Genomic DNA, 22,545 nt, shown 5'->3' with positions numbered 1-22,545 from the left:
TATGCAACAACATTATTATTTGCGAGCAAAATCTGCTTTTATTACGCAACAAGATACAGAGCAAACTTTGCGTTTAAAATTAAAAGACTATGGTATTGATGGACGGCGTTTAAGTGTTTTTAGTCAACTTGCTTTATTAGCAGCATTGCCATTAAAACAAGATATATCAGTAGAGACGAATATTTATCTTGCCTCGCCTTTTAATTCGCCCACAAAATTTAATAAAATGTTTGTGCCATTAATGGAGCAAAATATTCCCAGTCCTTTAGATTTTATGGCAAATCTAAATAATGCGACTACTTTCCAACTTTCTCAGCTTTTTCAAACAAAAGGCAATACGCTATTTTTAGCGGTTAATCAACATAATTATTTACAACCTTTTCAGCTGGCACAGTTAGATTTGCAAATGGGACAAATTCGTCAAGCGTTAGTCGGTTTTACCTATGAATCTAACCAAGTTGAGAAAAAACAAGGGGCTTATTGGTGGCTATTAACAAGTGCTTCACAAGCCAAGCAAATAGTAAACCAAAGCGAAATTACTACTTGTTTTATGGATTTAATTGTAGCCTGAGAAAGCTATATAATAAAAAAGCACCTTATTTCAAGGTGCTTAAAAAATCTGGTTGCGGGGGCTGGATTTGAACCAACGACCTTCGGGTTATGAGCCCGACGAGCTACCAAGCTGCTCCACCCCGCGTCAACAGGTGTGCAATATACGCTTTTAAAAATTTATTGCAATCATTAATTAAGATTTTATGTGTTGTTTGCTAAAAAAATAGTCTATATGTTGATTTAATCCACAAAATTGTGCCGATATAGTCGTTCTACTTTAAAATAATACAGTGTTTTTAAAATAATACAGTGTTGCTACGCCTAGCCGTACTTGTTGTACTGTATTCGGCGTACCGCCTTGTCTCATTTTAAATTGAAACGATTATAAATTTTTAAAATAGGCTATTTATTTTTCATTTTTTTTGGTAGTTTATAGCCTTTGTTTTATAGAGCTATTTGTTGGAATATTTATGCTATTTTTTAACCAAATTTATGCTTTCTCACGTTTAATTCTTGTTTGTTTATTGGGGTTATTGCTCGTTCATTGTAGTTCAAATAAAACGCAATCAGTTTCGCCTTGGGCTGAATATAAAGAACTTGGAGCAAAATATACAGGACGTAATTATCTTTCTTTGCCATTAACCCAAGTGGCACAAGTTGAAAACCAAACAGGCGTGGTAAATCAGGGCGATTTTTTAACGCAATTATCTAAGGTAAGAAATTATTCACCAAGTTTAAATTCAAGCCATGCACATACTTATGCCAAGATTACTCGTTGGGTTGCGGCTGGGGGCAATGTTAAAGATCTTGCCACTTTTGATATTGGTATGCAACAAATGGCAGGATTTGATGGTTATCAAAATGTGTTAATGACTGGCTATTACATTCCTGTTTTTCAAGCAAGAAAGCAACCGCAAGGGGAATATCAACACCCTATTTATGCGTTACCCAAAAATAAACGCTTTACTCGTGCACAAATTTATGCAGGAGCATTGCGTGGACAAGGTTTGGAGCTAGGTTATACCACAATGTATAACGTTTTTGCCATGGGGGTACAGGGAAGTGGTTTTGCGGATTTTGGCGGTGGCAAATTAGCACATTTTGCTTATGGTGGACAAAATGGTTTTAGTTATACCAGTGTAGGACGCTTATTGGTGGAAGATGGCGAAGTTGAAAAAGAAAAAATGTCAATGCAAGCGATTAAGGAATGGGGTGAGCGTAATCCCGATCGTTTTCAGGGATTGTTAGAACGTAATCAATCTTATGTCTTTTTCAAACATGATCCCACTTTTGATGTAAAAGGGGCGGCTGGCGTGCCATTAGTGGGGCTTGCTTCAGTGGCAGTGGATCGCAATGTCATTCCATTAGGCAGTATTTTATTAGTGGAAATCCCTCAGCTTGATAAAAAAGGTAAATGGACAGGAGAGCATGTTTTGCATTTAGCCGTTGCTTTAGATGTGGGGGGGGCAATTAAAGGGCAACATTTAGATTTATATCAAGGAATTGGCGATGAAGCAGGTCATACCGCAGGCCTATTGAAACATTATGGGCGAGTTTGGGTGTTAAAATAATGGATAATGTGATCAACGAGGATTATCAACGCCGTTTTGGTGGTATTGCACGTTTGTATGGGGAACAAGCTCTAATACAATTACAGCAAGCACATATTTGCGTTATTGGTATTGGTGGGGTAGGTTCTTGGGTGGTTGAAGCCTTGGCGAGATCAGGTATTGGCGAGATAACCTTAATTGATATGGACGATATTTGTGTTACTAATATTAATCGGCAATTACCTGCTTTAACCCAAACCATTGGACAATTAAAAACGGAAGTGATGCAACAACGTGTACAACAAATTAATCCCCAATGCAAAGTACATATTATTGATGACTTTATTGGGCAAGATAATTTGGCTATCTATCTTAACCGCCATTTTTCTTATGTGATTGATGCTATTGATAATGTAAAAACCAAAGCAGCGTTATTGGCATATTGTAAACGGCATAAAATTAAAGTGATCAGCGTTGGTGGCGCAGGGGGGCAAACTGATCCTCGTCAAATTCAAATAGCAGATCTAAGCAAAACCATTCAAGATCCTTTATTAGCCAAAGTGCGGTCAGTTTTGCGTAAAGAATATGGCTTTAGTCAAAATCCTAAACGCAAGTTTGGTATTGATGCGGTTTTTTCTACGCAACCTTTAATTTTTCCTCAATTATCAACGGGTTGTGAAGTATCGGCAACTATGAATTGTGCTAATGGTTTTGGGGCGGCAACTATGGTTACCGCAACCTTTGGCTTTTTTGCGGTGGCAAGGGTAATTGAAAAGTTATTAGCGGTAAAATAACTTATTTTTTATTAAAAAAAAAGATAGCTATTTTATAAAAAACAGGGTAATCTAACCGCACTTTGCCATAGTTAGGGAGAAAATGATTTATGCGTTTAACCAATTCTTTATTTAAAAAAACCATCTTTGCCAGTGCATTAACCCTGTTTGCTACGCTATCAAATGCAACGGTATTAACCTCAATTAAGCCTCTTGGTTTTATTAGTGCGGCGATTGCTGATGGTGTTACGGATACGCAAGTGCTTGTTCCAGCAGGTGCATCGCCTCATGATTATAGTTTAAAACCTTCTGATATACAGAAAATCAAAAGTGCAGAACTGGTCGTATGGATTGGCGAAGATATTGATAGCTTTTTGAGTAAAAGTATTGAGGGAATTAATCGCAAAAATGTGCTGACAATTGCAGATATTAAGGGAATAGAGCCATTATTATCTGACCATGACCATAAACATAGCCATAATCATGGGCATTCTCATGATCATAGCTTAAATTGGCATATTTGGTTTTCCCCTGAAATTAGCCAGTTAGTGGCAATTAGCCTAGCAGAAAAACTCTCTGAGCAATATCCAGATAAAAAACAGCAAATTGCAGATAATCTTGCCACTTTTCAGCAACATTTAGCGGATAAAAATCAACAGATTATGCAACAGCTTGCCCCGGTGAAAGATAAAGGCTTTTATGTATTTCACGATGCCTATACTTACTTCAATGAAAATTATGGGCTAAATCAAGTGGGGTATTTTACGATTAATCCATTAGTTGCTCCGGGAGCAAGAACCTTAGCCACAATTAAACAACAAATTAATGAACATAAAGTCGCTTGTTTATTTGCTGAACCACAGTTTACGCCAAAAGTGATTGAGACTTTGAGCAAAGAAACCGGTGTTGCAGTAGGAAAATTAGATCCCATTGGCGAGGCTATTTCATTGAGTAAAACCAGTTATATGGATTTTTTACAACATATGGCTGATGATTATTACGCTTGTTTAAGTGGCAAGGTTTCGGGGTAATTTTTGTATAGTCATTTTAGTGGAAGTAGTCCATATTAGCTTTTATTGTTTTAAAGTAGGACGACTATATTTTCAAATTAAAATGATGATATTTGTCTAATTCATAATCAGGCATAGCGAGGCAAATTGAGCCGCTATGCTTTTTTTTATAGTCGTTCCACTTTAAACTGATACAGCGTTGGTACGCCTTGTCTCATTTTAAATTGAAACGACTATATCTTATGCTGGTTGATAGCGAATAAGCCCTTCTTGTTGTGTGGTGGCAATTAAACGTCCTTGTTGATCGAAAATTTGCCCTCGGCTTAATCCTCTTGCGCCACAGGCATTATTACTTTCTATGGCGTGTAATAACCAATGGTTAAGGTCAAAAGAACGATGAAACCAAATAGCATGGTCAATGGTTGCCACTTTCATACCTCTTTCCAAAAAGCCTTTACCATGGGGTTGTAATGCGGTTAGTAGACAATGAAAATCCGAAAAATAGGCGAGTAAACATTGTTGAATTTTTTGATCTAAAGGGACATTGCCATTAGCTTTGAACCAAGCAAATTGTTCTGGCGGCAATACTGTGCCTTTAAATGGGTTGTTTATATATTTGGTACGAATGTCAAAGGGACGCTCAGCGGTAAATTTTGAGCGAATTTGTTCAGGAATAAAAGGGGCTAATTGCTGTAATAAGGCATTTTCCGATGTCAAGGCTTCAGGCGGTTCTACATTGGGCAGAAGAGATTGATGTTCAAAGCCTGTTTCTTCGGTTTGAAATGAAGTCGTAATATGGCATATAGCTTGATGATGTTGAAGTGCTTTTACCCGTAAAGCAGTAAAATTATGCCCTTCTCGCAATGTTTCCACATTATAAATAATCGGATATTGGCTATCGCCCGGGGCGAGAAAATAGGCATGGCAAGAATGAAGTATTCTCTCTTGTGGGGCAACTTGCATTGCCGCAGATAAGGCTTGAGCAACTACTTGTCCACCAAATACTTGGCGTAGTCCTAAATCTTGGCTATTCCCTCTAAATAAAAAATCATCAATTTTTTCTAATTTTAGTAATGCAATCAGTTGGTCTAATACGACAGACATAAAATTTCCTCTTTATTTAGCCTTGTTTGAACAGAAGTGATTATAATTTATTTTTTACAGCATTTTACAGAGAAAAATCACAAATTTTTCTGTTATAAATAGGGATTTTTTGGTAAATTGTGTGCAAATTTTTGGCGTGAAAAAATACCAGTGATGACTGGTTAGATGATTTAATGTTAATAGGCTTATTATGTTTAAAAAAATTCGTGGTTTATTTTCTAATGATCTCTCTATTGATTTAGGGACAGCAAACACTTTAATTTATGTAAAAGGACAAGGAATTGTATTAGATGAACCCTCAGTGGTGGCAATTCGTCAAGATCGAGTCGGATCATTAAAGAGCATTGCCGCTGTGGGCAAGGAAGCTAAAATGATGTTAGGACGTACGCCGAAAAGCATTGTGGCAATTCGTCCTATGAAAGATGGGGTTATTGCAGATTTCTTTGTAACGGAAAAAATGTTGCAATATTTTATTAAGCAAGTGCATAGCAGTAATTTTATGCGTCCTAGTCCTCGTGTGTTAGTTTGTGTGCCAGCAGGGGCAACACAGGTAGAACGCCGAGCCATTAAAGAATCAGCTATTGGTGCAGGAGCAAGAGAGGTCTATTTAATTGAAGAACCTATGGCGGCAGCGATTGGGGCAAAATTGCCTGTTTCTACCGCAACAGGTTCTATGGTTATTGATATTGGTGGTGGAACAACAGAAGTGGCGGTAATTTCCTTAAATGGCGTGGTTTATTCATCTTCGGTACGTATTGGTGGCGACCGTTTTGATGAAGCCATTATTGCTTATGTTCGCCGTACCTTTGGTTCTTCTATTGGTGAAGCAACCGCAGAGCGAATTAAAAAAGAATTAGGTTCAGCTTATTTGCAAGATGATGATGAAATTCTTGAAATGGAAGTACATGGGCATAATTTATCGGAGGGGGCACCAAGAACCTTTAAATTAACTTCTCGTGATGTGTTAGAGGCGATTCAGCAACCGCTTAATGGTATAGTTACTGCAGTGCGTACCGCATTAGAGCAATGTCCACCTGAACTCGCTGCTGATATTTTTGAACGAGGTATGGTGCTGACAGGCGGTGGTGCTTTATTACGCAATATTGATATTTTATTGTCAAAAGAATCAGGTGTGCCAGTGATTATTGCTGAAGATCCATTAACTTGTGTAGCGCGTGGCGGTGGCGAAGCGTTAGAAATGATCGATATGCACGGCGGCGATATTTTTAGTGATGAATTATTATAATTTCCTGTAATAACTGAAAAAGTGCGGTAAAAATGACCGCACTTTTACACTTGCTATTGGATCTGCTATGAAACCGATTTTTGCCAAAGCACCACCATTAGGCATTCGCCTTGCTCTTGCGGTACTTGCTTCCATTGCCCTGATTATTTCAGATGGGCAAAATCATACTATGATTAAGGCGAGAACCATTATGGAAACGGCGGTTGAAGGTCTCTATTATTTAGCAAATTCTCCACGCTCGGTGCTTGATGAAGTATCGGATAACTTAGTAGATACTTCTAAATTGCAGATTGAAAACCGCATATTAAGACAACAATTGCGTGAAAAAAATGCAGAATTGTTGCTCTTGGATCAACTAAAAGTTGAAAACCAACGGTTACGCCTGTTACTCAATTCGCCATTACGGCAAGATGAATATAAAAAAATCGCAGAAGTATTAACTGCAGAAACTGATGTTTATCGTCAGCAAGTGGTCATTAATCAAGGCGAAAATGATGGTGTTTATGTGGGACAGCCTGTTATTGACGAAAAAGGGGTTGTGGGACAAGTCATTTCGGTTGGTGCAAATACTAGCCGAGTTTTGTTAGTTACTGATGTTACCCATGGTATTCCTTTGCAAGTTTTGCGAAATGATGTACGAGTTATTGCCACTGGTACAGGGCGTAATGATGAGTTAATGCTAGAAAATGTTCCGCGTAGTGTTGATATTCAAAAAGGTGATTTATTAGTCACCTCAGGTTTAGGTGGACGTTTCCCAGAGGGGTACCCTGTGGGCATAGTCAGTACCATTTCTCGCAGTGGGCAAAATTATTTCGCTACAGTAACAGTTAAGCCTCTTGCTTCCTTAGAGCGGTTGCGTTATGTGTTATTGTTATGGCCAACCAATGAAGATTTACGTAAAGCGAATGCCTTATCTCCAGAAGATGTGCGTAATGCTGTACGTCAACGTTTTTCTCAACAAAAAGAGAAAATTCAAGAAAATAATGAAATCAATCAGAATATTGAGCAAAATGTTGAGCCTGAGCGCAGTGGATTAGTTGAACCACCAGTGTTTGAAAATGCCCCAATTAATGTAGAAGAAAGTTCCCCTTCCGATATATTAAATGGTACAACAGGAGAGCAATGATGAAAGGAAATCTTATTCTACAATGGGTCATTTTACTCAGCATCTTTATTATTGCACTTACCTTGGAAATTATGCCTTGGCCAACCAATTTGCAAAGTTTTCGCCCAGCTTGGTTGATTATGGTATTGACTTATTGGGCAATGGCGATCCCGAATAAAATTAGCATTGGTAGTGCTTTTATTTTGGGTGTGTTATGGGATTTGATACTTGGCTCTAATTTAGGTGTTCACGCCTTGATTTTATCTGTATTTACTTACTTAATTAGTGCTAATCATTTGATTTTACGCAATCTTTCTCTTTGGCAACAAAGTTTATTAATGATCCTTTTTGTGATTGTTATTCGCTTTGGTATTTTCTTTATTGAGTTATTTTTACATACAGCTGTATTTAATTGGAAAGAAATTTTTGGGGCAATTTTTACGGGTTTATTGTGGCCTTGGTTATTTTTGTTATTGCGTCAAATTCGTAGGAAATTGCATATCAAATAAGAATAAAATTTGGCTAAAAGATACCGCACTTTTTGTGAAAGTGCGGTTATTTTTTATATAGTCGTTCCAGCTTAAAATAATACAGCGTTAGTACGCCTCGCCGTACCGCCTTATTTTAAATTGAAACGATTATAATTTAATAAAATTCTGCCGATAATACGCTAACTCTGCGATAGATTCACGAATATCATCAAGGGCTAAATGGCTATTTTTTTTACTAAAACCCGCAAGGATCTCAGGCTTCCAACGGCTTGCCAATTCTTTTAACGTGCTGACATCTAAATGACGATAATGAAAATAATCGGCTAAATCGGGCATATATTGGTAGAGAAAGCGTTTATCTTGGGCAACGCTGTTACCACAAATAGGGGAGCAACCTTTAGGTACCCATTTCTTTAAAAAATCAAGCGTTTGCAATTCAGCGGCTCGTTCATTGAGTTTACTTTGTTTAACTCGTTCAATTAATCCATTCGCACTATGGGTTTTTACGCACCATTCACTCATGGCATTCAGTAAGGTATCAGGTTGATGAATGGCAAGCACAGGGCCTTCCGCTAAAATATTAAGATCTTTATCGGTAACAATGGTGGCAATTTCAATGATCCGCTCTTTCTTGGGGTCAAGCCCTGTCATCTCGAGATCAATCCAGATTAGGTTTTGTTTATCTTGTAACATAGTGTATCCTTATAGCAATTTTGGACTATTTTAATCAAAAATACATAAAAAAACGACCGCTCTTTTAGGCTTTTTGCGGACGTTTTCCCAATAGAATAAATATTTTTACTATGGCAAAAGCGAAACTTACGAAAAACCAACAACGCCGTATTCGTTCTAATAAGGCGAAAGCATTACATCGTCATCAAGCAAATTGCGAGAAACAAGACATATGGCAAGATGATTTACTGGGCGAACCACAGCAAGGGCTTGTGATTACACGCTATTCTGCCCATGCTGATGTGGAAGATCAGCAAGGCAATATTTTTCGTTGTAATTTACGTCGAACCTTAGCCAATGTTGTGGTGGGAGATAGGGTAATATGGCGACAAGGACATCAACATTTACAGGGCATTAGTGGCGTTATTGAAGCGGTTGAGCCTCGCCAAACGGAGCTTTGTCGCCCTGATTATTATGACGGCTTAAAGGTGATTGCAGCAAATATTGATCGTATTATTATTGTTTCAGCGGTATTGCCCATCTTATCTTTGAATATTATTGATCGTTATTTGGTGGTATGTGAAACCGTACAAATTCCCCCAGTGATTGTGGTCAACAAAGCAGATCTATTAACCTCTCAACAACGTGAAGCGGTGGAGCAACAGTTAAAAATCTATCAAGATATTGGTTATCAAACCTTATTGATTTCTGCCAAAACAGGGGAAAATATGGCAAAACTGACCGCACTTTTATCGCAAGGTACAAGTATTTTTGTCGGGCAATCAGGTGTAGGGAAATCCAGTTTAGTGAATCATCTTTTACCTGAAGTGAATGCACAGACTAACGAAGTCAGTGAAACCTCAGGATTAGGACAACATACCACCACATCATCACGTTTATACCATTTACCACAAGGCGGTGAATTGATTGATTCCCCCGGGATTCGTGAATTTGGATTATGGCATTTGGAGCAGGAACAAATTGCTAAAGGTTATCGTGAGTTTCAGTATTTTCTAGGTACTTGTAAATTTAGGGATTGTAAACATCAAACAGATCCCGGTTGTGCATTAAAACAAGCGGTGGAACAAGGAAAAATTCACCCAATACGCTTTGAAAATTATCATCGTGTCGTCGCAAGTTTAACGGAAACAAAATCGCAACGTCATTTTGTCGCTGATACGCTGAATGATTGATTAAAATATAAGAAAAAAGCTGAATTTTGTTTAAAAAATATTCTATAATGGCTTTTTTTTGTGGACTAGCTCAAATTTTTATTGGATTATTGTTGATTATTTTATGGGAATAATCATACTAGGCAACGGATTTATTTTAATTCATAAAATAAATAGAAAATATAGCGATTTTCTTTGTATTTTGTAATCAGCTATCAGGCTATATTGTAAACGAATTTTAATTGACTATTTTTATAGAGGAAAACATTATGTATTCAAAAGATGTTGAAATTACTGCTCCAAACGGCTTACATACTCGCCCAGCAGCACAATTTGTAAAAGAAGCTAAGGCTTTTACTTCTGATGTTACCGTTACTTCAGGTGGAAAAAGTGCCAGTGCGAAAAGTTTGTTTAAATTACAAACATTAGGCTTAACACAAGATACAGTGATTACTATTTCCGCTGAGGGCGAAGATGAACAACAAGCGGTTGAACATCTTGTAGCACTTATTCCAACTTTAGAATAATGAAATTGCCACAAAATCATTTGTGGCATTATTCTGTTTAGTTAGCGTTAAGCTTTTTTATTTTTACTCATAAAAGGGTCATATAATGATTTCAGGAATTTTAGCTTCTCCGGGTATTGTATTTGGTAAAGCGTTAGTGCTTAAAGAAGAAAAAATCGTTCTTGATTTTCAAAAGATTACAGAAGATCAAATTGAGGCAGAAGTGGCACGTTTTTATGCGGGGCGTGATGCTGCGATTCAGCAATTAACGGCGATTAAAGAGCGTGCTCGTCAGACCTTAGGGGAAGAAAAAGAGGCCATCTTTGAAGGTCATTTAATGATTTTGGAAGATGAAGAGTTAGAAGAAGAAATTCTAGATTATTTGCGTAGCCATAAAGTCAATGCGGGCGTAGCAGCAAGTAAAGTGATTGATCAACAAGTAGCGATGTTGTCCGAAATTGATGATGAATACTTAAAAGAACGAGCGGGCGATATTCGTGATATTGGTAATCGCTTAATCAAAAATATTTTAGGTATGCACATTGTTGATTTAGGTGATATCAACGAAGAAGCTATTTTAGTGGCTTATGATTTAACCCCTTCTGAAACGGCTCAATTAAATCTTGATAAAGTCCTAGGCTTTATTACCGATATTGGTGGAAGAACTTCGCATACTTCCATTATGGCACGTTCTTTAGAATTACCTGCCATTGTGGGGACAAATAATGTTACTGCGTTAGTCAATTCTGGCGACTATTTAGTTTTAGATGCGATTAACAATGCGGTTTACGTTAATCCTTCACAGGAAGAAATTGATCGTTTACGAGCTTTAGAACAACAAATTAATGAAGAAAAAGCGGAGTTAGTTAAACTAAAAGATCTCCCTGCTCTGACCCTAGATGGACATCGTGTTGATGTTGTCGCTAACATTGGTACTATTCGTGATTGCGAAGGGGCACATCGTAATGGTGCGGAAGGGGTAGGATTATATCGTACCGAATTTTTATTTATGGATCGTGATCATCTCCCAACAGAAGAAGAGCAATTTATTGCTTATAAAGAAGTGGTTGAGGCGATGGACGGACGCTTAGTGATCTTGCGTACTATGGATATTGGCGGCGACAAAGATTTGCCTTATTTGGATTTACCAAAAGAAATGAATCCATTTTTAGGTTGGCGAGCAATCCGTATTGCTTTAGATCGCCGAGAAATTCTTAATGCTCAATTAAGAGCGGTATTGCGTGCTTCTGCTTTTGGTAAATTAGCGGTTATGTTCCCAATGATTATTTCAGTAGAAGAAATTCGTGAATTAAAATCGGTAATTGAAACCTTAAAACAAGAATTACGCAACGAAGGCAAAGCCTTTGATGAAGAAATTCAAATTGGTGTTATGGTTGAAACCCCAGCTGCGGCAATGAATGCTAAATTCTTAGCCAAAGAAGTGGATTTCTTTAGTATTGGTACGAATGATCTCACACAATATACCTTAGCGGTGGATCGTGGTAACGAAATGATTTCACATTTATATAACCCAATGAATCCTGCGGTACTTGCTTTAATTAAACAAGTGATTGAAGCATCTCATGCAGAAGGAAAATGGACAGGAATGTGTGGTGAATTAGCAGGCGATGAAAAAGCCACTATTTTGCTATTAGGTATGGGATTAGATGAATTTAGTATGAGTGCGATTTCTGTTCCTCGTATTAAAAAATTAATTCGTAATGTTGAATTTGCCGAAGCGAAAGCGCTTGCAGATAAAGCATTAACCCAACCAACAAGTGCCGATATTGAGCAATTAGTTGCGGATTTTTTGGCAGAAAAAGCATTAAATTAGATACAAATTGATTTTTTTGCGTTAAAATGCGAACAAATATCACTTGGTAGGAGATTAAATAATGGGATTATTTGATAAATTATTTGGTTCAAAAGAAAACAAAGCTGTTGACGTAGAAGTTTTTGCGCCGCTTTCTGGCGAAATTGTCAATATTGAAGATGTACCTGATGTTGTATTTTCAGAGAAAATTGTGGGTGATGGCGTTGCTATTCGTCCAACTGGTAACAAAATTGTTGCGCCAGTAGATGGTGTGATTGGTAAAATTTTTGAAACTAATCACGCTTTTTCAATGGAATCTACAGACGGTATTGAATTATTTGTTCACTTTGGTATTGATACCGTGGAATTAAAGGGTGAAGGCTTTACCCGAGTTGCACAAGAAGGACAACAAGTTAAACGTGGCGAAACTATCATTGAATTTGATTTGCCATTATTAGAATCAAAAGCGAAATCCGTATTAACCCCAGTGGTTATTTCTAATATGGACGAAATTAGCCATATTGAAAAGAAATCTGGCGAAGTTGTTGCCGGTGAATCTGTGGTGTTAGTTCTGAAAAAATAATTATTTTTGTTAATGTTATTAAACCCTCTATATTAGGGGGTTTTTTTATAAATCTCTGCTCAAAAAATAGCAAAAAAATCATAAAATATTGGTGATGGATCACAATTTTGATGAATGCCCCATTGCAGTTATTTACAGAAAATAACAATCTGTTAAAATGCGTCTGCTCTAATAAGGAGTGTTTTTATTAAGGTTTTTTATTATGTTGTGGTTTCTATTTTGTGTCGGCTTATTGATTGCTGGCTATTTTTTTTATGGAACGTTGATGGAGAAAATTTTTAAAATTAATCCTGAACGTCTTACTCCCGCCCATTCTATGGCAGATGGTATTGACTATGTACCTATGTCTAAAAAGAAAATTTGGCTTATTCAGTTATTAAATATCGCAGGTACAGGTCCAATTTTTGGTCCGATTTTAGGGGCATTATATGGTCCAGTGGCGATGTTATGGATCGTATTCGGTTGTATTTTTGCCGGTGCGGTGCATGATTATTTCTGCGGTATGTTAAGTATTCGTAATAAAGGGGCGAATATTCCTTATTTGACCGGTAAATATATTGGTCAGCCGGCAAAACATTTTATGAATGTTTTTGCTATTATTTTATTATTGTTAGTTGGGGTAGTATTTGTGGCTAGTCCTGCTAATTTATTAAGCAGTATTACTTCCGAGCTATTAGGTTCAGGTAGTTTAAGTTCTAATGCGGTTAATGAAGAAGTAACTTCAGGTTCAGCGACTATTTTGGTTACTTGGACAGCAATAATTTTTATTTATTATATTATTGCTACTTTATTACCGATTGATAAAATCATTGGACGCATTTACCCATTATTTGGTGCATTATTGCTGTTTATGACGTTGGGTATGTTCTTTGGTTTTATTTTAAATGATATCCCATTCTTTAGAACCTTGTTCCCAGAAGTGGGCTTTTGGGGTGTTGAAGTGGGTATCGCCGATTTCTTTAAAAATATGAATACCTCAAACTTACCAATTTGGCCAATGCTATTTATTACCATTGCTTGTGGTGCGATTTCAGGTTTCCATGCAACCCAAACCCCATTAATGGCACGTTGTGCGAAAAATGAAAGTGAAGCTCGCTTTATTTTCTATGGTGCGATGATTGCGGAAGGGGTAATCGCTTTAATTTGGTGTATGGTTGGCTTAAGTTTCTATGAAAGTCCAGAGGCTATCAATGAAGCGATTAATGTAGGTACACCAGCTAAAGTGGTATATGATTCAGCCATTGGTATGTTAGGATTATTTGGTGGTATTCTTGCAGTATTAGGGGTGGTGGTATTGCCAATTACCTCTGGAGATACCGCATTCCGAGCGGCGCGTCTATTAATTGCGGATTTCTTTAAATTAGAGCAACGTACTTTCTCTAAACGTTTAATGATTGCTATTCCTCTATTTGTACTTGGCTTTATTATTTCTCGTGTGGACTTCCAAGTATTATGGCGTTATTTCGGTTGGGCGAACCAAACTACTGCAATGATTATGATGTGGACAGCAGCCGCTTATTTATATCGTTATCAAAAATTCCATTGGGTATGTAGTATACCAGCGATGTTTATGACGATGGTTTGTGCTACTTATATTGCTTATGCCCCTATCGGTTTACATTTAAGCTACGATGTTTCTGTGTGGGTCGCTTTTGCAACTACGGTTATCGTTACTTTTGCATTCTTTAAATTCCTTAAACCTTTAGATAAGGAACAAGAAGCCGAATTAGAAAATGCTAAGTAATTAGTAACAAATTGATAGGAAATCTGCTCTTTGGGGGCAGATTTTTTTTATGTTTTTAAAGTGGAATGACTATATTATGAAGTGCGGTCTATTTTGGCAGAATTTTTTATAACCAACCTATTTCTTTTTGTTAATATTATGTAAAATCTCAACGATTGTTGTTTTTTATTTATGCAAGGAGCGTTATGGCTTTAACGGCTTTTTTCTCTGGTTTTGCGTTAGGACTGTCTTTAATTCTTGCTATAGGGGCACAAAATGCCTTTGTGCTAAAGCAGGGCATAAAACGTCAATATGTTTTTACAGTTTGTTCCATTTGTGCCTTATCTGATGCTTTATTGATTTCATTAGGGGTATTTGGTTTTGGTGAGATAATCCAACAATATCCGTTGATTGTGGAAATAGCCCGTTATTTTGGGGCATTCTTTCTCTTTGTTTATGGATTAAAAAGTTTTCATTCTGCCATTAAACAACATAATAGCTTACAAGCACAGGGACAAGAACAGCAACAGTTAGTAAAAATTGTTTTAGTTTGTTTGGCATTTACTTGGCTTAATCCACACGTTTATTTAGATACGGTCATTTTAATTGGGGCAATTTCTACGCAATTTTCCGAAAAGTATTCCTTTGCTCTGGGGGCGATGTTCGCTTCATTTGTATTCTTTTTTAGCTTAGGTTATGGGGCTAAATTGCTACGTCCTTTGTTTGCCAATCCGAAATCTTGGAAGATATTAGATATATTGATTGGGATAATTATGTGGAGTATTGCTTGCTCGTTGTTATGGAATAATTAAGGTTATTTGAGGGTTTGGTGTAAGCAAGGCATAGGAAAAAACCTATGCCGAGTTTGTATATTAAAGTGATTTTAGATCAACTAAAGCGTCAGCGGTAATATCACTGATTTTTTGATTACTGGTTAAGGTCATCGCGACTTTCATTTCTTTATGGAAAATATCAAACATATTTTCTACCCCAGCTTGCCCTGCAGCCCCTAAGGCATAAACAAAAGCACGACCTAATAAGCAAGCATCAGCGCCTAAAGCGATCATACGCACCACATCAAGCCCATTACGAATACCCGAATCTGCAAGGATTTTAATATCGCCTTTTACTGCATCAGCAATGGCAGGTAAGGCTCTCGCACTAGATAACACGCCGTCTAATTGGCGACCACCATGGTTAGACACCACAATACCATCAGCCCCAAAACGCACTGCATCTTTGGCATCATCAGGATCAAGAATACCTTTAATTACCATTGGACCGTCCCAAAACTCACGAATCCATTCCAAATCTTTCCATGAAATAGAAGGATCGAAGTTTTGTGTGAGCCAACCGATATAATCGTCTAAACCAATTTGTTTTCCCATATAATGAGATACATTACCAAGGGTATGTGGTTTGCCTTTTATACCTACGTCCCAAGCCCAGAATGGGTGAAAAGTGGCTTGTAATATGCGGCGAATTTCTTTATAAGGACCGCTCATACCAGAGTGCATATCACGGTATCTCGCCCCGGGTGTAGGCATATCAACGGTAAAAACAAGGGTAGAACAACCTGCCGCTTTTGCCCGTTGCAACGCATCTTTCATAAAGCCACGATCACGCAAAACATATAATTGAAACCACATTGGACGCTTAATTACAGGTGCGACTTCTTCAATAGGGCAAATGGATACCGTAGAAAGGGTAAAAGGTACACCTTTATTATCCGCTGCTTTTGCGGCTTGTACTTCGCCACGTCTGGCATACATACCTAAAGCACCCACTGGGGCAAGGGCAACAGGCATAGATAATTTTTCGCCAAATAATTCTATTTCGGTATTAAGCTCCGACATATCTTTTAGTACACGTTGACGTAATGCAATATTGGCAAGATCGCTGACATTACGTTGTAGTGTTTGTTCTGCATAAGAGCCACCGTCTGCATAATGAAACATAAATGGAGGAACACGGCGACGTGCTGCTTTACGATAATCATTGGCTGATGAAATAATCATTATATGAACCTCTTATCTAAGATAATGAATAAAACAATGTAGGATAAATCAATGTTTCATTCCCTAAGATTAGCCTTAGTGCAATTCTGTGAGGGGGATAATCATTGTAATCTACATTTTGATAACAGGGAAATAACAATAATAGAAATAGTTATTATTTGCAAATAATTAAGTGGAAAAATTGCGCAAGAAGTGAGAGTTTTAATAAAAAATGAGAATTAGATCACAAATCATTTTATTAGTAAAAGATTGATGCAGTTTAAGGAAAAAACTGTTATTGTTCTTTCACTTTAAAATCATACGGCATTGGTATTCCCTGTCTCATTTTAAAGTGGAATGACTATAAATTGGAATGGCTATCATAATGACATAAAAAAAGCACCTCTGTTGTGGGGGAAGAGGTGCTGAAATGTTGGAGTGATTATCTATTTATGTTTGTTGTTATGTGTTAATGATAATTATTATCATTAATTTAAGCAATATTATTTACAAATGTTTACAAACGTGTGCTAGATTATCACAGGAACATTATGGCTTAGTTTTAATCCACAAGGAATTTGTTGTTGGAATTCAAATTCACCAGCATAGCAATAAACTTCAACCCCAAGTTTGACAGCTTGTTGCAATAACTGGTTATATTCAGGATCAATATCTTCAGCGACACGAAAACGATCAAAACCATTGTGTAATCCTGCGAAAAAAATTACCGCTCTTTTACCTTGTTGTTTGATTTCCATAAGTTCACGTAAGTGTTTTTGTCCTCTTGTTGTTACCGCATCAGGAAATTGCCCAAGTCCATTGCGGACTAAGGTAACTGATTTGACTTCCACATAGCAATCTACCAATCCTTCTCCTTTTAGTAAGAAATCAATACGGCTATTTTCTTTGCCATATTTGACTTCAGGGTAAATCTCGTCATATTCCGCCAGTTGGCTAATTTGTTTGTTTTGTAATGCTTCTAAGGTAAGTTGATTAGAACGATGAGTATTAATACAAACAAATTGTTGTTGGTTAAGTTGAGTGAGTTCCCAAGAAAAAGGGTATTTGCGAGTAAGGCTTTTGGAATCAGAATACCAAATAGTATCGCCAGCACTGCCACAGCCTAACATTGTGCCTGTATTTGCACAGTGAATAGTAGTCGTTTCGCCATTAGCTAATTCAATATCTGCCATAAAGCGTTTATAACGGCGAATTAGTTTGGCTGGTTGTAAAGGAGGAAATTGCATAATAATAGTCCTAAATTAGTGTGAATACGCTTTATTGAAAGGGGCATTTTAGCGGTAAATTTGTCCGAATAAAACTAATTGTTGTAAGCTGTCAAATTAATTGAAAAAAGTCTTTGTTATTTGGCTAAGTTTAGTGGTAAATTGAGCTGATAGTTAAAATCATTTAGTTTTCTTGTGGAGAAAGGAATTGAATTTAACTATGGTTTAATAATCGCGAATGTTGATATTCGCTTATTTATAGTCGTTCCATTTTAAAATAATACGGCGTTGCTCGCCTTGCGATATGCTTTGTACTGTTTGCGGTGTGCCGTTTTGTCTTATTTCAAATTAAAACGACTATAATTTGATTATGGGCGGGAAGTTTTCCTAAGTTATTGATTAACCAATTATAAGGAATAAATAATTATGCTAATTGGTGTACCTAGAGAACTGCTTGACAATGAATGTCGTGTAGCGGCAACGCCGAAAACTGTACAGCAGATCTTAAAACTTGGTTTTGATGTGATTGTTGAACACGACGCAGGTTTTAAAGCAAGTTTTGAAGATCAGGCTTTTGTTGAGGCAGGCGCTAAAATTGGTTCAGCACAAGATGTATGGCAAGCAGATATTATTTTTAAAGTTAATGCACCTACTGATCAGGAAGTGGAATTGATTAAGGACGGAGCGACCTTAGTCAGTTTTATTTGGCCAGCACAAAATCCACAGTTAATGGAAAAATTGTCAGCCAAAAATATTAATGTATTAGCTATGGACGCGGTACCGCGAATCTCAAGAGCACAATCCCTTGATGCGTTAAGCTCAATGGCAAATATTGCAGGTTATCGTGCGGTGGTTGAAGCGGCACATGAATTTGGTAGCTTTTTTACTGGGCAGATTACTGCGGCAGGTAAAGTGCCGCCAGCGAAAGTGTTAGTTATTGGTGCTGGGGTAGCTGGTCTTGCTGCTATTGGTGCAGCGAATAGTTTAGGTGCTATCGTTCGTGCGTTTGATTCCCGTCCAGAAGTAAAAGAACAAGTGGAATCTATGGGGGCGAGTTTCCTTGAGATTGATTTTAAAGAAGAAGGTGGCTCAGGCGATGGTTATGCCAAAGTGATGTCTGAAGAATTTAACCGCCGAGCTTTAGAATTATATGCGGAACAAGCGAAAGAAGTGGATATTATTATTACCACCGCATTAATTCCGGGCAAACCAGCACCACGTTTAATTACCAAAGAAATGGTTGACTCAATGAAGCCTGGATCGGTGATTGTGGATTTAGCAGCAGCCACTGGCGGTAACTGTGAGTTATCAAAAGCGGGCGAAGTGGTTACCACTGAAAATCAGGTAAAAATTATTGGTTATACCGATTTACCAAGCCGTTTACCAACCCAGTCATCACAACTTTACGGCACTAACTTAGTGAATTTACTTAAATTATTATGTAAAGAAAAAGATGGCAATATCAATATTGATTTTGATGATGTAGTACTTCGTGGGGTTACTGTCATTAAAAATGGTGAAGTGACTTGGCCAGCCCCTCCAATTCAAGTTTCTGCTCAACCTAAAGCGAAACCAGCGGTAGAGGCAGTTAAAGCAGAAGAAAAACCAACAGATCCTAAAGTGAAATATGGCATTATGGCAGTTGTTGCCTTGTTATATTTATGGGTAGCCTCTGTTACTCCAACCTCTTTCCTTTCTCATTTTACCGTCTTTGTTTTAGCCTGTGTGGTGGGATATTATGTGGTATGGAATGTAAGCCATGCGTTACATACCCCATTAATGGCGGTAACTAATGCGATTTCTGGCATTATTATTGTCGGTGCATTATTACAAATTGGGCAGGGCAGTTTCTTTATCAGTTTACTTGCCTTTATTGCGATTTTAGTCGCCAGTATTAATATCTTTGGGGGCTTTAAAGTTACCCAACGTATGCTTTCTATGTTTAGAAAAGGTTAAGGAGGAAAGCAATGTCTGAAGGTTTAGTTCAAGCAGCTTATATTGTTGCGGCACTGCTTTTTATTATGAGTTTAGCAGGGCTTTCTAAGCACGAAACAGCCAAAGCGGGTTGTTGGTATGGTATCGTGGGTATGGCGATCGCTTTAGTTGCTACCATTTTTGGTCCTGCGGTAAAAGGGCAATTTTGGATCTTATTATCAATGGCGATTGGGGCAGGGATTGGTATTCGTCAAGCCTTAAAAGTTGAAATGACTGAAATGCCTGAATTGGTCGCAATTTTGCATAGTTTTGTGGGCTTAGCGGCGGTATTAGTCGGCTTTAACAGTTATGGCTTGCATCATGCAGCGGAAGTACCTGCTTATTTAGATGAAGCTGGTAAAGTCGCTTTCTTAGCGGAGCAAGCGGTTTTAGCTAATATCCATAATGTGGAAGTTTTCTTAGGGATTTTCATCGGTGCAGTAACCTTTACAGGTTCTGTGGTTGCCTTTGGTAAATTGCGTGGAATTATTAATTCTAAAGCCCTAATGTTACCTCACCGTCATAAACTTAATTTAGCGGCTTTAGTGGTTTCAGCTTTATTGATGATCGCTTTCTTAAATTCACCAGAAAATATTTTCCCAGTGTTATTAATGACCGCCATTGCTCTTGCTTTCGGTTGGCATTTAGTGGCTTCAATTGGTGGAGCGGATATGCCTGTTGTGGTGTCTATGCTTAACTCTTATTCTGGTTGGGCAGCGGCAGCGGCAGGCTTTATGTTGAGTAATGATTTATTAATCGTTACAGGGGCATTAGTGGGGTCATCAGGTGCGATTTTATCTTACATTATGTGTAAAGCTATGAATCGTTCATTTATTAGCGTCATTGCGGGTGGTTTTGGTAATGATGTGCAATCCTCAGATGATCAGGATTATGGTGAGCATCGTGAAACCAGTGCTGAAGAAGTAGCAGAAATGTTAAAAAATGCTAGCTCTGTTATTATTACCCCCGGATATGGTATGGCAGTAGCGCAGGCACAATATCCAGTGGCTGAAATTACCCAAAAATTGCGTGAGCGTGGGGTTAATGTACGCTTTGGTATTCACCCTGTTGCTGGACGTTTACCGGGACATATGAATGTATTATTAGCCGAAGCCAAAGTGCCTTATGACGTGGTGTTAGAAATGGACGAAATTAACGAAGATTTCCCAGACACCGATGTGGTTTTAGTGATTGGTGCGAATGATACGGTAAACCCAGCAGCAATGGACGATCCGTCTAGCCCAATTGCAGGTATGCCGGTATTAGAAGTGTGGAAAGCACAAAATGTGATTGTATTTAAACGTTCTATGGGGGTTGGTTACGCTGGAGTACAAAATCCATTGTTCTTTAAAGACAATACACAAATGTTACTGGGCGATGCAAAAGAAAGCGTTGATGCGATTTTGCGTGCGTTGTAATCGTTTAATAATAAAATAAGTCTAAATTAAACCGCACTTTTTGAAGTGCGGTTATTTTTTACAAAATTTTAAATTTGCGAGAAAGATCAAAGAAAGTTACCCTAATTTATGTTTATATACCTCTTATTGTTTAACTAAATAAGGGGATTTTATGGCTGACTCACTTTATTCCTCACTAAAAAAACTCACTCGTTATCCTTTAGCGCTTGCTCGCAAAAGAAAAGTATTTTATTTCCTGTTGTCTTTTGTGATTGGCTGGTTATTGATGTTGCTGGTGTCCGATCCCGCCTTTACTCAAACGCAAAATTATGTGTTATTTTTATTATTTTTTGCCATTTCATTATGGGTAACTGAGGCGATTCCACCATTTTCCGTAGGCATTTTGATTATTGGTTTTTTAGTGTTAATTATGGGACAACAGGATGCTGAGAATGCAATCCAATATTTACAAACTTGGTCGGATAGTGTGATTTGGTTGTTTTTAGGGGGCTTTTTCTTAGCCGAAGCTATGAAAAAAACGGAACTTGATGTGGCATTATTAAAAACAATGTTACCGAAATTTGGTACTAATCCTAAATATGTATTATGGGGCGTTATGCTAATTACAGGGGCAATTTCTATGTTAATGAGCAATACCGCAACTACAGCGATGATGATTGCGACATTTGCTCCTCTCTTTGCCACGCTGGATAAAAAATCTAACTTATCACGAGCATTATTACTCGGTATTCCTGCTGCGGCTTCTATTGGCGGAATAGGGACAATCATTGGTTCTGCCCCTAATGCTATTGCGGTAGGTGCATTGGAAAATATGGGATATTCCATTTCTTTTTTAGAGTGGATGCTAGTGGGAACACCTTTGGCTTTTGTACTACTGTTTGTGTTTTGGCGAGTATTATTGGTACGTTATCGCCTTAATAAACAAGCTAGTTTAGATTTTTCCTTTTTACAGCAACAACCGAAAATCATTAGCGTAGAACAAAAAACACAAAAAAGTATTGTATTAGTGATTTTAGCTTTGACCTTGTTCTTTTGGCTAACCGCTAAATGGTTTGGTATTCCTGTGGCAGCGGCATCAGGTATTCCGATTGTTGGTTTAACTATGTTAGGGATTATTGATGCGGAAGATGTACGTAAGTTGCCTTGGGATACCTTAATGTTAGTGGCAGGGGGATTGGCATTAGGCTTAGCCATAGAAGAACAACAAATTGCTAGCCATTTTGTCCAACAATTAAGCCATATTAATATTAGTTTTATGGCATTATTGATTATGTTCAGTTTTATTACCGTGTTATTATCCAATTTTATGAGCAATACGGCGGCAACAACGATCCTTATTCCCGTTGCTTTATCGCTATTAAAAATGTTCGGTGGCGAAGTTAATCCGATTATTTTACCTTTGGTGATTGGTATTTGTGCCTCTTGTGCCTTATTTTTACCTGTATCTACTCCGCCAAATGCCATTGCTTTCAGTACAGGACTGATTAAGCAATCCGAATTTCGTTTAGGGGGTGTTGTTATTGGTTTACTTGGACCTATTTTGACCATGCTTTGGGTATTGTTGATTGTGTCTGTGTTGTATTAAAGTATGGCAAGGCGTGGCAACGTTTAAAGTGCGGTGGTTTTTATC

20 protein-coding genes and 1 tRNA gene are annotated in these 22,545 nt (G+C 37.7%); 16 read left to right on the top strand and 5 right to left on the bottom strand.

The features are described 5' to 3' along the window. The first annotated feature begins 1 nt into the window (after position 1). A complete protein-coding gene (locus A6A20_RS02300; RefSeq protein WP_279571950.1) occupies positions 2-571 on the top strand; it encodes a hypothetical protein in 570 nt (189 codons plus the stop codon). Positions 572-620: 49 nt separating this feature from the next. Here A6A20_RS02300 and A6A20_RS02295 read toward each other — a convergent pair. Next, positions 621-697, bottom strand: a tRNA-Met gene (locus A6A20_RS02295). 325 nt (positions 698-1,022) lie between these two features. Between A6A20_RS02295 and mltA the strand changes: the two genes are divergently transcribed. The 3 genes from mltA to znuA all read left to right on the top strand — a co-directional run bounded on the left by mltA (position 1,023) and on the right by znuA (position 3,906). Then, positions 1,023-2,123 (top strand): murein transglycosylase A, encoded by a 1,101-nt coding sequence (gene mltA, locus A6A20_RS02290; RefSeq protein ID WP_279571949.1) that lies wholly within the window; start codon positions 1,023-1,025, stop codon positions 2,121-2,123. After that, positions 2,123-2,896, top strand: a complete 774-nt coding sequence (gene tcdA / locus A6A20_RS02285; protein ID WP_279571948.1) for a tRNA cyclic N6-threonylcarbamoyladenosine(37) synthase TcdA — start codon at positions 2,123-2,125, stop codon at positions 2,894-2,896. The genes mltA and tcdA overlap by 1 nt, the downstream gene beginning before the upstream one ends. Before the next feature lie 89 nt (positions 2,897-2,985). Continuing rightward, positions 2,986-3,906 (top strand): zinc ABC transporter substrate-binding protein ZnuA, encoded by a 921-nt coding sequence (znuA, locus tag A6A20_RS02280; RefSeq protein WP_279571947.1) that lies wholly within the window; start codon positions 2,986-2,988, stop codon positions 3,904-3,906. 219 nt (positions 3,907-4,125) lie between these two features. Here znuA and tesB read toward each other — a convergent pair whose 3' ends face one another. Beyond that, positions 4,126-4,989 (bottom strand): acyl-CoA thioesterase II, encoded by an 864-nt coding sequence (gene tesB, locus A6A20_RS02275; protein ID WP_279571946.1) that lies wholly within the window; start codon positions 4,987-4,989, stop codon positions 4,126-4,128. Positions 4,990-5,176: 187 nt separating this feature from the next. On the opposite strand from tesB, the gene A6A20_RS02270 reads away from it, so the two are divergent. The 3 genes from A6A20_RS02270 to mreD all read left to right on the top strand — a co-directional run bounded on the left by A6A20_RS02270 (position 5,177) and on the right by mreD (position 7,849). After that, positions 5,177-6,235: a rod shape-determining protein gene (locus tag A6A20_RS02270; protein ID WP_279573722.1), complete on the top strand. Its 1,059-nt coding sequence runs from the start codon at positions 5,177-5,179 to the stop codon at positions 6,233-6,235. Between the two features lie 67 nt (positions 6,236-6,302). After that, positions 6,303-7,361: a rod shape-determining protein MreC gene (mreC, locus tag A6A20_RS02265; RefSeq protein WP_279571945.1), complete on the top strand. Its 1,059-nt coding sequence runs from the start codon at positions 6,303-6,305 to the stop codon at positions 7,359-7,361. Then, on the top strand, positions 7,361-7,849 hold the full coding sequence (mreD, locus tag A6A20_RS02260) for a rod shape-determining protein MreD (protein WP_279573721.1): 489 nt from the start codon (positions 7,361-7,363) through the stop codon (positions 7,847-7,849). Before mreC ends, mreD begins: the two co-directional genes overlap by 1 nt. Positions 7,850-7,978: 129 nt before the next feature. Here the strand turns inward: mreD and orn are convergent, their stop codons facing one another. Next, positions 7,979-8,524 carry an oligoribonuclease gene (gene orn / locus A6A20_RS02255; RefSeq protein ID WP_279571944.1) on the bottom strand — a complete coding sequence of 182 codons (546 nt, stop codon included), beginning with the start codon at positions 8,522-8,524 and terminating at the stop codon, positions 7,979-7,981. Positions 8,525-8,634: 110 nt separating this feature from the next. Here orn and rsgA point away from each other — a divergent pair, with 110 nt between their 5' ends. The 6 genes from rsgA (at position 8,635) to A6A20_RS02225 (ending at position 15,112) form a co-directional block, all read left to right on the top strand. After that, on the top strand, positions 8,635-9,696 hold the full coding sequence (rsgA, locus tag A6A20_RS02250) for a small ribosomal subunit biogenesis GTPase RsgA (RefSeq protein WP_279571943.1): 1,062 nt from the start codon (positions 8,635-8,637) through the stop codon (positions 9,694-9,696). Between the two features lie 248 nt (positions 9,697-9,944). Beyond that, positions 9,945-10,202 (top strand): phosphocarrier protein Hpr, encoded by a 258-nt coding sequence (ptsH, locus tag A6A20_RS02245; RefSeq protein ID WP_279571942.1) that lies wholly within the window; start codon positions 9,945-9,947, stop codon positions 10,200-10,202. Between the two features lie 85 nt (positions 10,203-10,287). Continuing rightward, a complete protein-coding gene (gene ptsI / locus A6A20_RS02240; RefSeq protein ID WP_279571941.1) occupies positions 10,288-12,015 on the top strand; it encodes a phosphoenolpyruvate-protein phosphotransferase PtsI in 1,728 nt (575 codons plus the stop codon). A 61-nt stretch (positions 12,016-12,076) separates the two neighbouring features. Then, the gene (crr, locus tag A6A20_RS02235) at positions 12,077-12,577 is read left to right on the top strand and encodes a PTS glucose transporter subunit IIA (RefSeq protein ID WP_279571940.1); all 501 of its coding nucleotides are present in this window, start codon (positions 12,077-12,079) and stop codon (positions 12,575-12,577) included. Positions 12,578-12,779: 202 nt separating this feature from the next. Further along, positions 12,780-14,321, top strand: coding sequence for a carbon starvation CstA family protein (locus tag A6A20_RS02230; RefSeq protein WP_279571939.1), 1,542 nt, complete (start codon positions 12,780-12,782; stop codon positions 14,319-14,321). Between the two features lie 185 nt (positions 14,322-14,506). Beyond that, positions 14,507-15,112, top strand: a complete 606-nt coding sequence (locus tag A6A20_RS02225; protein WP_279571938.1) for a LysE/ArgO family amino acid transporter — start codon at positions 14,507-14,509, stop codon at positions 15,110-15,112. Between the two features lie 60 nt (positions 15,113-15,172). On the opposite strand, the gene lldD is transcribed toward A6A20_RS02225, so the two are convergent. Both lldD and sfsA read right to left on the bottom strand, forming a co-directional pair. Then, positions 15,173-16,318, bottom strand: coding sequence for an FMN-dependent L-lactate dehydrogenase LldD (gene lldD / locus A6A20_RS02220; RefSeq protein ID WP_279571937.1), 1,146 nt, complete (start codon positions 16,316-16,318; stop codon positions 15,173-15,175). A 509-nt stretch (positions 16,319-16,827) separates the two neighbouring features. Then, complete coding sequence (gene sfsA, locus A6A20_RS02215; protein WP_279571936.1) at positions 16,828-17,544, bottom strand: DNA/RNA nuclease SfsA; 717 nt, start codon at positions 17,542-17,544, stop codon at positions 16,828-16,830. Positions 17,545-17,949: 405 nt separating this feature from the next. Here sfsA and pntA point away from each other — a divergent pair, with 405 nt between their 5' ends. From pntA to A6A20_RS02200, 3 genes are all read left to right on the top strand, one after another. Further along, positions 17,950-19,479: a Re/Si-specific NAD(P)(+) transhydrogenase subunit alpha gene (gene pntA / locus A6A20_RS02210; RefSeq protein WP_279571935.1), complete on the top strand. Its 1,530-nt coding sequence runs from the start codon at positions 17,950-17,952 to the stop codon at positions 19,477-19,479. A gap of 11 nt (positions 19,480-19,490) precedes the next feature. Next, positions 19,491-20,915: a Re/Si-specific NAD(P)(+) transhydrogenase subunit beta gene (gene pntB / locus A6A20_RS02205; protein WP_279571934.1), complete on the top strand. Its 1,425-nt coding sequence runs from the start codon at positions 19,491-19,493 to the stop codon at positions 20,913-20,915. A 151-nt stretch (positions 20,916-21,066) separates the two neighbouring features. Beyond that, on the top strand, positions 21,067-22,500 hold the full coding sequence (locus A6A20_RS02200) for an SLC13 family permease (protein WP_279571933.1): 1,434 nt from the start codon (positions 21,067-21,069) through the stop codon (positions 22,498-22,500). Positions 22,501-22,545 lie beyond the last annotated feature (45 nt).

The sequence above is a fragment of the Volucribacter amazonae genome, from assembly GCF_029783845.1.
Taxonomy (GTDB): Bacteria; Pseudomonadota; Gammaproteobacteria; order Enterobacterales; family Pasteurellaceae; genus Volucribacter; species Volucribacter amazonae.
This window is presented reverse-complemented; position numbering and strand designations above follow the sequence as displayed.